The following is a 12061-nucleotide window of genomic DNA, read 5'->3' on the forward strand; positions in this document are numbered from 1 at the left end:
ATGCCCAGCGTATCGTTGAATGGCGAATCCGTCCGCAAGCGGCAGCAGGAAGAGGTCATCGAAAGCCGCCAGTTCCTGACCTTCCTGGTCGGAACGGAAAGCTTCGCCATGCCCATCGCCAGCATTCGCGAGATCATCGAATTCGGCGGCCTGACCGAAGTGCCGCTGATGCCTGATTTCCTGCGCGGCGTGATCAACCTGCGCGGCTCGGTGGTGCCGGTGATCGACCTGTCGGTGCGCTTCGGCCGTGCCCCCACGATGGAGGCCAAACGTACCTGCATCATCATCATGGAACTGGTCCAGGACGAGCAACTGCTGTTGCTGGGCGTGATGGTCGATGCGGTCAGCGCGGTGCTGAGCATCGGTGTTGATCACATCGAGCCGCGTCCGTCATTCGGTGCCGGCATCCGCGCCGATTTCATCGAGGGCATGATCAACGTCAATGAGCGTTTCATCGTGGTGCTCGATGTGCAGCGCGTCCTGTCGGTAGATGAACTGGCGAGCCTGCTGGGCATGAGTGCCGAGGATGCGCTGGGCGGTGTGCCGGTGCTGTCGGCAGAAACGGAAAGGGAGTAGGCCCATGCCCCGACCCGGCAACCTGGCAGGCAGCAGCGACAGCACGCACGGCAGCAGTGCCGGTGTGGCCACGGCTGTTGGCAGCGTGCCGGGTCTGCATGCCGGGCGTGGGGCTCAGGCGGCGTCTGCTGCCGTCATTCCGGTGACGCCGGTGGTGCCCGCCATCGCACCGGCCAGCGGATCTGCCGACCCCGAGGTCAGCGATCACGACATGCTGCTGTTCCAGAAACTGTTCAAGCAGGATATCGGGCTGCACTTGCCCTTGTCCAAGAAGGCCCTGCTGCAGAGCCGCCTCAGCCATCGACTGCAGGAACTCGGCCTGCGCGGACTGGCACAGTATCACCGCCTCATCACGAGTGCCGAGGGGGCCGAGGAACGTCAGCGCGCCATCGATCTCATCACCACCAACGAAACCTATTTCTTCCGCGAACAGGGCCATTTCGATTTCCTGACGCAGGATCTCCTGCCACGCTGGCGCGACCGCCAGCATCTGCGCGTCTGGAGCGCGGCCAGCGCCACCGGCGAGGAAGCCTATTCACTGGCCATGCTGCTGGACCATCACCGGCCCGCCGGCAGCTGGTCGATATTCGGCTCCGACATCAGCACGCGCGTGCTGCGCTTCGCGCGCCGCGCGCTCTATCCGATGGCGCGCGGGCAGAACATTCCGCGCCTGTATCTGCGCCGTTATTGCCTGCTCGGCACCGGCGAATACGAAGGCCATTTCCTGGTACAGGCAGACCTGCGCGCCAAGGTCGAATTCGCCCAGCGCAACCTGACTGCGCTGGACGAACACGACGATGGCCTGTATGACCTGATCTTCCTGCGCAACGTCATCATCTACTTCGATTGCGAGACCAAGCTGCAGGTCTTGCGCGATGTGATCGCGCGCCTGCGGCCGGGCGGCTACCTGGTGGTCGGCCATTCGGAATCGCTGCACGGCATGGAGCTCGATCTGCTGATGCATTCCCCTTCCATCTACCGGAGGCCGCCATGAACGCACCATCAGCCATCCGCGTCATGGTGGTCGATGACTCCTCGGTGGTGCGCCAGCTGGTACAGCAGCTGCTGGCGCAGACTGCCGACATCCGCGTCATCGGGACCGCGCCCGATCCGGTGTTTGCCTTGCGCAAGATGCAGCAGGAGTGGCCGGACGTGATCCTGCTCGACATCGAGATGCCGCGCATGGATGGCATTACCTTCCTGCGCCAGATCATGGCCAGCAGGCCCACGCCGGTCATCATGTGCAGTGCGCGGGTCGGCGGTGCCGGCGATATCACGGCCGAAGCACTGGCCGCCGGTGCGGTGTCGGTGATTGCCCGTCCGCAACTGGGCGTGCGTGATTTCCTGCATGAAGCGGTCAACGAACTGGCTTGCGCCATCCGGGCCGCGGCGCTGGCCGGGGCCGGCGGCAGGGGCGCGATGGCGGCCATTGCGGCACGGCCTGTATCGCCCGTGCTCAAGCTGCGCCCGGTCAAAGCAGCCGCTCGCGAAATGCTGCATGATGACGGCTGGGCTGCGGTGCTGCAGCGTCATACCGCCGATGCAGTATTGGCAGCGCCGGGGCCGGAGGACGGCTATCGTCCGCTGACGGCGCGCATCGTCGCCATCGGCGCTTCGACCGGGGGGCCGCAGGCACTGGAGCGGGTGCTCAAGCCTTTGACTGGCCGCTGTCCCGGCATCGTGGTGGTGCAGCATATGCCGCAGCGTTTCACGCGCAGTTTTGCCGAACGCCTGCACCGCATTTCCGGTGCCGAGGTCAAGGAAGCCGAGCATCACGATCTGGTCCTGCCGGGGCGCGTGCTGATCGCGCCCGGCGGCCGGCATCTGGTCCTGCGGCGCGATGGCCAGCAGTACTATGTGGAAACGCTGGATGGCCCGCTGGTGAGCCGGCACAAGCCTTCGGTGGACGTGCTGTTCCGCTCGGCGGCCAAGGCCGCGGGCAGCAATGCAGTGGGCATCATCATGACCGGCATGGGGGACGATGGCGCAAGGGGGATGCGGGAAATGGCCGATTGCGGCGCCGCCACCTATGCCCAGGACGAGGCCAGCAGCGTGGTCTTCGGCATGCCGAAAGAAGCGATACACATGGGCGGCGTCGGTGACGTCCTCCCGCTCGATCATATCTCCGCAGTGATAGAACAATATGCCTCTAGAGAATCTCAATGAGCTGATCGAATCCGCGCTGGTCGTCGACGACAGTGCCCTGCAGCGCCAGCATAGCGTGTCGCTGCTGCAGGACCTGGGCGTCGATCTGATCTACGAGGCCGGCAACGGCAACGAGGCGCTGGATCTGCTGGCGCTGCTCAAGCTGCCGCCCGGACTGGCGGTGATCGACCTGGAAATGCCGGGCATGGATGGCATCGAGCTGATCCAGCAATTGCAGCAGAAGGGCATCGACATTCCCCTGATCGTCGCCTCCAGCCGCGAGACCTCGCTGCTGCTGTCGGTGGAGACCATGATCCAGGCCCTGGGCATGAACCTGATCGGGGTGCTGCAAAAGCCGCTCAACCAGGGCCAGCTGCGCGCCGCATTGCAATCCTTCCGTCCGCGTGGCGGCGGTGCCCACGCCGATGATGATCCCCAGCCTTCCATGTGTGAAAGCGACCTCGGCACCGCCATCGGTGGCGGCCAGGTACTGCCCTATTTCCAGCCCAAGGTGGACGTGCAGACCGGCATCCTCAAGGGCGTGGAAGCGCTGGCCCGCTGGATCCATCCCGAACGCGGCATGATCCCGCCGGACCGCTTCATTCCGCTGGCCGAGCAGTGCGGCCTGATCCACGATCTCACCATCAGCATGATGGACCAGTCCATGGCGCAGGCGGCCGTCTGGCATAGCCGGGGCCTGGCGATCAAGGTGGCGGTGAATCTCTCGCCGCTGTCGCTGGAGCAGCCGGACTTCCTGCATCGCATTCTGGAACTGGTGGACAAGCACGCGCTGCCGGCCGAGAACGTGGTGCTGGAAATCACCGAGAGTTCGGTGGTGGCGCACAAGGGCAATTCACTGGGCATGCTGGCGCGGCTGCGCCTGAAGGGCTTCGGCCTGTCGATTGACGATTACGGCACCGGTTTCTCGTCGATGCAGCAACTGGCGCGCATCCCCTTCACCGAACTGAAGATCGACCGCTCCTTCGTCCATGGTGCGCATGACCGCAAGAACCTGCGCGTGATCCTGCAGTCCGCGCTGGATATGGCCCAGCGGCTGGAACTGGTGACCGTGGCGGAAGGGGTGGAAACGATGGAAGACTGGCGTCTGCTGCAGGACTTCGGTTGCAGCCTGGGGCAGGGCTACCTGATCGGCAAGCCCATGCCGGCCAATGAATTGCCGCTGTGGCTGAAGGGGCATCATCGCCGTCTCGGTGAATTGCGGCCGCTGGGCAAGGGTGCCGCCACGGGCGGCTCGGTTTGAGCAGCCTGGTTCAGATCACAGCCGGCTGATCGGCTGATCGGTGATGGCGTCCAGGAAATGGCGCGCCGCGCCCAATCCCGGAATGCGCACCTGCGCATCAATCTCCAGCATGGGCACCAATACGAAGGCGCGCTGCGCCATGCGTGGATGCGGGACGATCAGTTCTTCATCCTCCAGCTGCGCCTCTCCATACATCAAGACATCCAGATCCAGCGTGCGCGGGGCGTTGCGATAGGGCCGCTCGCGTCCGTGCTGCAGCTCGATGGCCTGCAACGCATGCAGCAGTTCCAGTGCGGTCAGTGACGTGGAGACCAGTACGACGGCATTGACGTAGTCGTCGCCACTGGAATCGATGGGCGCGGTGCGATAGAGCGAAGAGCTCCGCAGCAGTTGCGACTCGGGCAGCCGGGCCAGATGGGCGATGGCTTCTTCGACGATGGCGCGGGCGTCGCCCAGGTTGCCACCGATGCCAATCCAGGCCAGCGTGGAGGATGATTCCACGTTGATCAGTCGTCGCCTGTTGGCGCGCTGTCCCCACCCGCACCACCGGCACTGCCGCTGCTGCGACGGCGGCGACGGCGCTTGGGGGCCTCACCCGTGCCGGCATCTGCTGGTGCATCCGGCGTGTCGGCCGCTTCCTTGGGGGCGCGTGCACGCACCGGCGCAGGGGCAGTGGCTTCCTGCTCGCAGCCGCTGTCGCTGGTTTCAACGGTGTCCCCTGGCGACTTGCTGCGGCTGCGTCCACCACGGCGCTTGCGCTTCTTGGGACCGGCATTGCTGCCGGCAGGATCGGCCGGTTTGCGGGCGATCAGTTCTTCGCGCTCGGCACCGTTGCCGGCGATGAAGGCTTCCCACCATTCGCCGAGTTCGGCATCAAGTTCGCCGGACTGGCAGCGCAGCAGCAGGAAATCGAAACCGGCGCGCAGGCGCAGGTGTTCCAGCAATTTGTACGGAGCCTTGCCGACGCGGCGCTCGAAGCGCGGCTGCATGGCCCAGATGTCGCGCATGTCGGAGGCAATCTTGCGCTGCAGGGCCAGCTTCTCGGTCTGGGCATCGAGCACGTCATCGGCGGCCAGATGCAGGGCGGGAATCGGATACTCGCCGGCAGCCTGGTAGGCGCGCCATTTTTCCAGCACCTGGTGCCACAGCAGCGAGGCGAACAGGAAGCCCGGCGAGACACCCTTGCCTTCCTTGACGCGGGCGTCGGTATTGGCCAGCGCCAGGCTGACGAACTTCTCGCCCAGCGGCTGTTCCAGCACCACGTCCAGCAGCGGCAGCAGGCCGTGATGCAGACCTTCCTTGCGCAGCTGCTGCAGGCAGGCCAGTGCATGGCCGCTCATCAGGAGCTTCAGCATTTCATCGAACACGCGGGCGGCCGGCACGTTGTCGATCAGCGGTGCCATCACGCGGATCGGTGCGCTGCTGGCCGGATCGATGGTGAACTTGAGCTTGGCCGCGAAGCGCACCACGCGCAGCATGCGGACCGGGTCTTCGCGGTAGCGCGCTTCGGGTTCGCCGATGATGCGCAGCTTCTTGTCGCGGATGTCGGCGATGCCGCCGTGGTAATCGAGCACGGCCTGGCTGGCCGGATCGTAGTACATCGCGTTGATGGTGAAGTCGCGGCGGGTGGCATCTTCATGCTGTTCGCCGAAGGTGTTGTCGCGCAGCACGCGGCCATGTTCATCCTTGGGCGCGGCTTCGGCCGAGGCACCCCGGAAGGTGGTGACTTCGATCAACTCTTGTCCAAACATCACGTGCACGATCTGGAAACGACGGCCGATGATGAAGGCGCGGCGGAACAATTGCTTGACCTGTTCCGGTGTGGCATTGGTGGCCACATCGAAGTCCTTGGGCTTGATGCCCAGCAGCAGGTCGCGCACTGCACCGCCGACGATGAAGGCCTTGTAGCCGGCATCCTGCAGGGTCTGCGTCACGCGCACCGCATTGGGCGAGACCAGTGCCGGATCGATGCCATGCTCTTTGGGCCCGAGCACATCGGGCTCGATCTTGCCGCCTGCGGCAGCGGCCTTGGCGCGCGATTTTTTCACGGGCTCGGCACTCTCGTCGGCGGCAGCCTTGCCGCGGCCGAGTATGGAGCGAATCAGTTTCTTGATCATTGCGCGTGGCCGTCGGCGAAGAGGTTCAGCACCGGCCAGCCGCGCGCCTGGGCGTGCGCCAGCAGCTTGTCGTTGGGGTTGGTGGCGATCGGATCGGTCACCCGTTCCAGCAGCGGAATGTCGTTCTGTGAATCGCTGTAGAAATAGCTGCGTTCGAACTGGTCCAGCTTGAAGCCCAGACGCTCCAGCCAGGCTTCGGTGTGGACGATCTTGCCCGGGCCGAAAGTCGGCGTGCCGTCCAGCTTGCCGGTGAGGTTGCCGGCGTCATCGAGCGCGGGCAGGGCGGCGATCAGGTGTTCCACGCCGAAGTGCGAGGCGATCGGCTTGGTCACGAAGTGGTTGGTGGCGGTGACGATGGCCACCAGGTCGCCGGCGTCCAGGTGTTTTTTCACCAGGGCCACGGCTTGCGGCAGGATGGCGGGCTTGACCACTTCGTCCATGAATTGCAGGTGCATCTCGTCGAGCTGCGTGCGCGGGAAGCGCGACAGGTTGCCCAGCGCGAATTCCAGATAAGCCACCGGATCGAGCGTGCCGTTCTGGTAATGGGCGAACCATTCGTCATTGGCCTTGCGGAAGCTGTCGGCATCCACGGCGCCGATGCGCGCCATGAATTCGCCCCACTCGTGGTCGGAGTCGAGCGGCAGCAGGGTATGGTCGAGATCGAAAAGGGCGAGGTTCATTGTTCTCCGGATTCCTGTTGTAACAGTTCGCGTAGCAAGGGCAGGGTGATGGCGCGCTTGGTGGCCAGCGAGTAGCGGTCCAGCGCGTCGAGCATGCGCGACAGCGAGGGCATGTCGCGCCGGTAGTGGGTGAGCATGTACATCATCACGGCCGGGGGAATTTCCAGGCCGCGGTCCAGGGTGATCTGCAGCAGGGCGGCGATCTTCTCGTCATCCGACAGGTCGTGCACCTGGTAGATCAGGCCCCAGCCGAGCCGGGTGCGCAGGTCTTCGCGCAGCTCCAGGCGGGTCGGCGGCAGGGTGCCGGTGCAGACCATGCAGCCGCCCTGTTCGCGGATCTGGTTGAACAGGTTGAAAGCGGCGATCTGCTGTTCCTCGAACAGTTGATCGACGTCGTCGAGCAGGTAATGGCTGGTCTGCGGGCTGTAGTCGAAGGCCGACTCGGGGGAGTCGGCACTGATGAGGCGGGCGCGGTTGCCTTCCTGGCCGGCCTTGGTGGCCAGGGCGTGCAGCAGGTGGGTCTTGCCGGCACCGGCTTCGGCCCAGAGATAGATGAAGCGGTCGGTGCTGGCACTGCCGGTCTGGATGGATTTGTCCACGCCGGCCGTGGCCAGCAGCTTCAAGCGCTCCAGCAGTTCTGCGTTGCGGCCGGTCACGAAGCTGTCGAAGCTTTGCGGCTGGTCCGCGCTCAAATCGAGCGGAATCTGTTTCATCGGTGGCTATCAGCTACGAAGGCCGCAAGCTGCTTGCGGCCAGTTAATGCAGGACGGCGCCAAGCGCCCGAGCCTGCGCAGCGTCCTGCAAGGGCAGGGAGGCTGTGATCAATCATAAACTCTTCAACGGTTGTAAAAATTGCTGGCCAGATACTCGCGCCGCACATGCATGGCGATCACCGAGACGATGGCCGAGGCCGGCAGCGCCAGCAGCACGCCGACAAAACCGAACAGCTGGCCAAAGGCCAACAGCGCGAAAATTACCACCAGCGGGTGCAGGCCGATACGCTCGCCCACCAGCTTGGGCGTGAGGATGAAGCTTTCCAGCACCTGTCCCACGCCATAAATCAGGGCCACCCACAGCAAGCCGATGGCGCCATCGAATTGCAGGATGGCCGCCAGGATCGCCAGCACCAACCCCAGGCCGAAGCCTACATAGGGAATGAACACCAGCAGGCCCGTCAGGACGCCCACCGGCAGGGCGCTGTCAAATCCGGCTGCAGTGAGCGCAACCGAATAATAGACCGCCAGCACCAGCATCACCAGCAATTGTCCACGCAAGTACTGTCCCAGCAGGCTATCGACCTCGGCCGCCATGGTATTGACGCGACCGGCCCAGCGCCGCGGGATCATGATCTGCAGGCGCTTGAGGAAGGGATGCCAGTCCTGCAGCAGGTAGAACAGCACCATCGGCACGAACAGCAGGTTGGCCAGCCAGGCCAGCAGCGCCGTGCCCCCGACCTTGGCCGAAGCCAGCACCGAACTCCAGAGCTCGTCGCCACTGGTGCTGATCTGTTGCGTGAGCAAGGCCTTGATGCCCGCCAGGTCCAGCCGCACATCGATGCCCAGCTGGTGCAGGCGCGGCGAGAGGAAGGCGTTCAGCTTGTCCAGCAGCGGCGGCACCTGGGCCTGCAGCAGCGGGATCTGGCGCAGTACCAAAGGCACCACGATCAGCACCAGCGCCAGTCCGGCCAGGATCAGCAGCAAGACCATGATGGTCACGCCCACGAAACGCGGGATGCGCAGCGGGCCGATGCGGCGGCTGGCGATCCAGTCCACGCCCGGGTTGAGCGCATAACCGATGATGCCGGCGGCGACGAAGGGCGAGAGCATCGGGCCCAGCGCCACCAGCAGCGCCAACAGCAAAATGCCGACAATCAGCCACGCCAGGTTCTGTTTTTGCTCTTCGGACAAAGAAAAAGGCATGGATTCGGAGTTCGCGGGTGGCGGTTTTGTTAAAATCACGGCTTGGCAGGGGCACTTCCGCCCTGAATCCCCTATTTTACCGTCTTCACTGGCAATATTTCATCATGACTTCACCTTCCAATGTCTCCCTCTCCTACCGTGACGCTGGCGTCGATATCGATGCCGGTGACGCCCTGGTCGAAGCGATCAAGCCGTTCGCCAAGCGCACCACCCGCGAAGGCGTGCTGGGCGGCATTGGCGGTTTCGGTGCCCTGTTCGAAATCAGCAAGAAGTACAAGGAACCGGTGCTGGTGTCCGGCACCGACGGCGTGGGCACCAAGCTCAAGCTGGCTTTCCACCTGAATCGTCACGATACGGTCGGTATCGACCTGGTGGCCATGAGCGTCAACGACATCCTGGTGCAGGGTGCCGAGCCGCTGTTCTTCCTGGATTACTTTGCCTGCGGCAAGCTGGACGTGCCCTCGGCCACCGATGTCATCAAGGGCATCGCCGCCGGTTGCGAACAGGCCGGCTGCGCCCTGATCGGCGGTGAAACCGCAGAAATGCCCAGCATGTACCCGGACGGTGAATACGACCTGGCCGGCTTCGCAGTCGGCGCGGTGGAAAAGTCCAAGATCATCGACGGTACCAAGATCGCCCCGGGCGACGTGGTGCTGGGCCTGGCCTCCTCGGGCGCGCATTCCAACGGCTACTCGCTGGTGCGCAAGATCCTGGACGTGGCCAAGCCGGACCTGGAAGCCGACTTCCACGGCCGCAAGCTGGCCGATGTGCTGATGGCTCCGACCCGCATCTACGTCAAGCCGCTGCTGTCGCTGATGGAGAAGCTGGAAGTCAAGGGCATGGTCCACATCACCGGTGGCGGCCTGGTCGAGAACATCCCGCGCGTGCTGCAGGATCACCTCACGGCTGAACTGGACGCCAAGTCCTGGACCATGCCCCCGCTGTTCACCTGGCTGCAGCAGCATGGCGGCGTGGCTGATGCGGAAATGCACCGCGTCTTCAACTGCGGCATCGGCATGACCGTGATCGTCTCCAAGGAAAACGCCGACGCCGCTGAAGCCCATCTGAAGGCCGCCGGTGAAACCGTCTACCGTATCGGCACCATCCGCGCCCGCGCCGAAGGCGAAGCACAGACCATCGTGCGCTGATCGACCCCTGTAAATCGTTTTAACGATTTATAAAGTAAAAAGGCTGCATTCTCAGGAATGCAGCCTTTTTTATTTCCGTTGGAGAATTTCTCGCCGGATGAAAACTTAGTTTTGTTAAAACAAAAACTAAGTTTCCAACAAGAAAAAACTAACAGTGAGTTCAGCTCGCCTGCCCGACATCCCCATCCTGCTCCGCCAGGATCTGGCGCGGGACGGCCTGCAGGCCACGCGCCACGCCATTGGGCGGCGGCACGCGCACTGGCTCGCTGATGTCGGCGGCGGTGGAGAGCACGTTCAGGGTATCTTCCGGCGGGGCATCCCAGACCGGATCGTCGATGGCCTCGAAGACGCGCTTCAATTGCGAGCCCCAGCTGCGGCGGATCATCTGGAAATACTGGTTCTGCTCGTCGATGGTCACGAAGCGGGTCACGGCCAGGTCTTCGCTTTCATAGACCAGCAGGTCCAGTGGCAGGCCCACCGAGATGTTGGACTTGAGCGTGGAATCCATGGAGATCAGCGCGCACTTGGCGGCCTCGTCCAGCGAGGTCTGCGGCGTGACGACACGGTCAATGATGGGCTTGCCATACTTGGATTCGCCGATCTGGAAGTAGGTGTTCTCGTCGTGTGACTCGATGAAGTTGCCGGCCGAATACATCTGGAACAATCTACAGCGCTCGCCACGGATCTGGCCGCCGAAGATGATGCTGACGTTGAAATCGATACCGAACTTGCTCAGCTCGGCGGCCTCGCGGTCATGCACGGCGCGAATGGCATCGCCCAGGATCTGGGCGGCTTCGTACATGGAGGTGGCGGTCCAGATGCTGCGGCCTTCCGCATTGGTGCGGTCGGTCAGCATCTGGCGGATGGATTGCGAAATCGACAGGTTGCCGGCGGTCATCATGACCATCACGCGGTCGCCCGGATTCTCGTAAACACTCATCTTGCGGAAGGTGCCGATATGGTCCACTCCGGCGTTGGTGCGCGAATCGGACAGGAACACCAGGCCGCTGTTGAGGCGCATGGCTACGCAGTAGGTCATGATGGAAAAGTGATACGTGGAAACGGAAAGCCGGATTTTACCGTAAGGCCCGGTGCCAGAGCGTGCGCGCCGGGGGCATCTGTCGTGACGTACCTACAGTAACGGCCTGTTTCCCGAAAAGATGACAGCGGCTGTGCTTCTTTCTTGCGCGCGAAGCACAGCCGGGGCGGCTTACGCTGCCAAAGGAACAAGAAAATCGCGGCTGATGCGATTGCCCAGTTCGAAGATGCGCTCCAAAAATTCGGTGAGCGTATCGTGCAGCCCGGCTTCCAGGATTTCCTCGATGCGGGCGAACTTCAGGTCGGCATGCAGCTTGCCCGCAAAGCGCTCGGTATCGGCCGAGACATCATTGCGCACATGATGCAGATTGGAGATCACGTTGCCCATGCAGGCCAGCAGCGAACGCGGCATGTCGGCCCGCAGGATCAGCAGCTCGGCCACGCGCTCGGGCGTGATGACGTCGCGGTAGACCTTGCGGTAGATCTCGAAGCCCGACACCGAACGCAGGATCGCGGCCCAGTAGTAGAAGTCCAGCTGTCCCGCTTCATCGCGCGCCGACTGGCTTTGCGATTGGGATTGAGATTGCGACTGGCCATTCTGCTTCTGCGATTGCGTTTCCTTGGCCCCGTGGAACTTGACGTCGATGATGCGCGCCGTGTTGTCCGCACGTTCCAGGAAGGTCCCCAGGCGGATGAAGTGGAAAGCCTCATCCTCCAGCATGGTGCCGATGGTCACGCCGCGCGAGAGGTGCGAGCGATGCTTGACCCATTCGAAGAAATCGCTCGGGTTCTGCTCCAGCGCATTGGTCTGCAGATAGGACTGCATCTTGATCCAGGTGGCGTTCTGGATCTCCCACGCTTCGGTCGTCAGCGCGCCGCGCACGGCACGCGCATTCTCGCGCGCCTGGCGCAGGCAGGAGGCAATCGAGGACGGGTTGTTGGGGTCCCGCACCATGAAGTCGATGACGTCCTTCTGCGTGAGCTTGTCGTATTTCTGGTTGTAGCCATAGAGCAGTTCCGAGATGCCCAGCACGGCGCGCCAGCCTTGCTCGGCGTCGTCGACCGATTGCGGCAGCAGGGCGGTCTGCACGTGCACGTCGAGCATGCGGGCGGTGTTCTCGGCGCGCTCGGTGTAGCGGGCCATCCAGAAGAGGTGATCGGCGGTACGGCTCAGCAT

12 protein-coding genes are annotated in these 12061 nt (G+C 63.5%); 5 read left to right on the forward strand and 7 right to left on the reverse strand.

Annotated elements, in window-relative coordinates:
- Genes ACWFUC_RS08385 through ACWFUC_RS08400 form a run of 4 tightly spaced genes read left to right on the forward strand, consistent with a single transcriptional unit; the run spans window position 1 to window position 3982 of the window.
- A complete protein-coding gene (locus ACWFUC_RS08385; RefSeq protein WP_209533566.1) occupies window positions 1-576 on the forward strand; it encodes a chemotaxis protein CheW in 576 nt (191 codons plus the stop codon).
- Window positions 577-580: 4 nt separating this feature from the next.
- Window positions 581-1570 (forward strand): CheR family methyltransferase, encoded by a 990-nt coding sequence (locus ACWFUC_RS08390; RefSeq protein ID WP_489624636.1) that lies wholly within the window; start codon window positions 581-583, stop codon window positions 1568-1570.
- Window positions 1567-2742, forward strand: coding sequence for a protein-glutamate methylesterase/protein-glutamine glutaminase (locus tag ACWFUC_RS08395; protein WP_121042976.1), 1176 nt, complete (start codon window positions 1567-1569; stop codon window positions 2740-2742). Before ACWFUC_RS08390 ends, ACWFUC_RS08395 begins: the two co-directional genes overlap by 4 nt.
- On the forward strand, window positions 2720-3982 hold the full coding sequence (locus tag ACWFUC_RS08400; RefSeq protein ID WP_288069361.1) for an EAL domain-containing response regulator: 1263 nt from the start codon (window positions 2720-2722) through the stop codon (window positions 3980-3982). The genes ACWFUC_RS08395 and ACWFUC_RS08400 overlap by 23 nt, the downstream gene beginning before the upstream one ends.
- Window positions 3983-3997: 15 nt before the next feature.
- Here ACWFUC_RS08400 and folK read toward each other — a convergent pair whose 3' ends face one another.
- The 5 genes from folK to ACWFUC_RS08425 form a co-directional block, all read right to left on the reverse strand.
- Window positions 3998-4483: a 2-amino-4-hydroxy-6-hydroxymethyldihydropteridine diphosphokinase gene (gene folK, locus ACWFUC_RS08405; RefSeq protein ID WP_489624637.1), complete on the reverse strand. Its 486-nt coding sequence runs from the start codon at window positions 4481-4483 to the stop codon at window positions 3998-4000.
- Between the two features lie 5 nt (window positions 4484-4488).
- Window positions 4489-6099 (reverse strand): polynucleotide adenylyltransferase PcnB, encoded by a 1611-nt coding sequence (gene pcnB, locus ACWFUC_RS08410; RefSeq protein WP_489624638.1) that lies wholly within the window; start codon window positions 6097-6099, stop codon window positions 4489-4491.
- On the reverse strand, window positions 6096-6779 hold the full coding sequence (locus ACWFUC_RS08415; protein ID WP_034338372.1) for a histidinol-phosphatase: 684 nt from the start codon (window positions 6777-6779) through the stop codon (window positions 6096-6098). The genes pcnB and ACWFUC_RS08415 overlap by 4 nt, the downstream gene beginning before the upstream one ends.
- A complete protein-coding gene (hda, locus tag ACWFUC_RS08420) occupies window positions 6776-7492 on the reverse strand; it encodes a DnaA regulatory inactivator Hda (protein ID WP_034338369.1) in 717 nt (238 codons plus the stop codon). Before hda ends, ACWFUC_RS08415 begins: the two co-directional genes overlap by 4 nt.
- Before the next feature lie 123 nt (window positions 7493-7615).
- Window positions 7616-8698 (reverse strand): AI-2E family transporter, encoded by a 1083-nt coding sequence (locus tag ACWFUC_RS08425; RefSeq protein ID WP_034338366.1) that lies wholly within the window; start codon window positions 8696-8698, stop codon window positions 7616-7618.
- 104 nt (window positions 8699-8802) lie between these two features.
- On the opposite strand from ACWFUC_RS08425, the gene purM reads away from it, so the two are divergent.
- Window positions 8803-9846: a phosphoribosylformylglycinamidine cyclo-ligase gene (gene purM, locus ACWFUC_RS08430; RefSeq protein WP_121042984.1), complete on the forward strand. Its 1044-nt coding sequence runs from the start codon at window positions 8803-8805 to the stop codon at window positions 9844-9846.
- A 160-nt stretch (window positions 9847-10006) separates the two neighbouring features.
- Here the strand turns inward: purM and ACWFUC_RS08435 are convergent, their stop codons facing one another.
- Both ACWFUC_RS08435 and ACWFUC_RS08440 read right to left on the reverse strand, forming a co-directional pair.
- Complete coding sequence (locus tag ACWFUC_RS08435) at window positions 10007-10885, reverse strand: proteasome-type protease (protein WP_088754567.1); 879 nt, start codon at window positions 10883-10885, stop codon at window positions 10007-10009.
- A gap of 171 nt (window positions 10886-11056) precedes the next feature.
- Window positions 11057-12061: an alpha-E domain-containing protein gene (locus ACWFUC_RS08440; protein ID WP_034338357.1), complete on the reverse strand. Its 1005-nt coding sequence runs from the start codon at window positions 12059-12061 to the stop codon at window positions 11057-11059.

Source organism: Herbaspirillum sp. Her4 (assembly GCF_057961335.1).

Coding starts and splice junctions, on each gene's coding strand:
- ACWFUC_RS08385 (WP_209533566.1), top strand. CDS start 1: ATGCCCAGCGTATCGTTGAATGGCGAATCCGTCCGCAAGCGGCAGCAG.
- ACWFUC_RS08390 (WP_489624636.1), top strand. CDS start 581: ATGCCCCGACCCGGCAACCTGGCAGGCAGCAGCGACAGCACGCACGGC.
- ACWFUC_RS08395 (WP_121042976.1), top strand. CDS start 1,567: ATGAACGCACCATCAGCCATCCGCGTCATGGTGGTCGATGACTCCTCG.
- ACWFUC_RS08400 (WP_288069361.1), top strand. CDS start 2,720: ATGCCTCTAGAGAATCTCAATGAGCTGATCGAATCCGCGCTGGTCGTC.
- pcnB (WP_489624638.1), bottom strand. CDS start 6,099: ATGATCAAGAAACTGATTCGCTCCATACTCGGCCGCGGCAAGGCTGCC.
- ACWFUC_RS08415 (WP_034338372.1), bottom strand. CDS start 6,779: ATGAACCTCGCCCTTTTCGATCTCGACCATACCCTGCTGCCGCTCGAC.
- hda (WP_034338369.1), bottom strand. CDS start 7,492: ATGAAACAGATTCCGCTCGATTTGAGCGCGGACCAGCCGCAAAGCTTC.
- ACWFUC_RS08425 (WP_034338366.1), bottom strand. CDS start 8,698: ATGCCTTTTTCTTTGTCCGAAGAGCAAAAACAGAACCTGGCGTGGCTG.
- purM (WP_121042984.1), top strand. CDS start 8,803: ATGACTTCACCTTCCAATGTCTCCCTCTCCTACCGTGACGCTGGCGTC.
- ACWFUC_RS08435 (WP_088754567.1), bottom strand. CDS start 10,885: ATGACCTACTGCGTAGCCATGCGCCTCAACAGCGGCCTGGTGTTCCTG.
- ACWFUC_RS08440 (WP_034338357.1), bottom strand. CDS start 12,061: ATGCTGAGCCGTACCGCCGATCACCTCTTCTGGATGGCCCGCTACACC.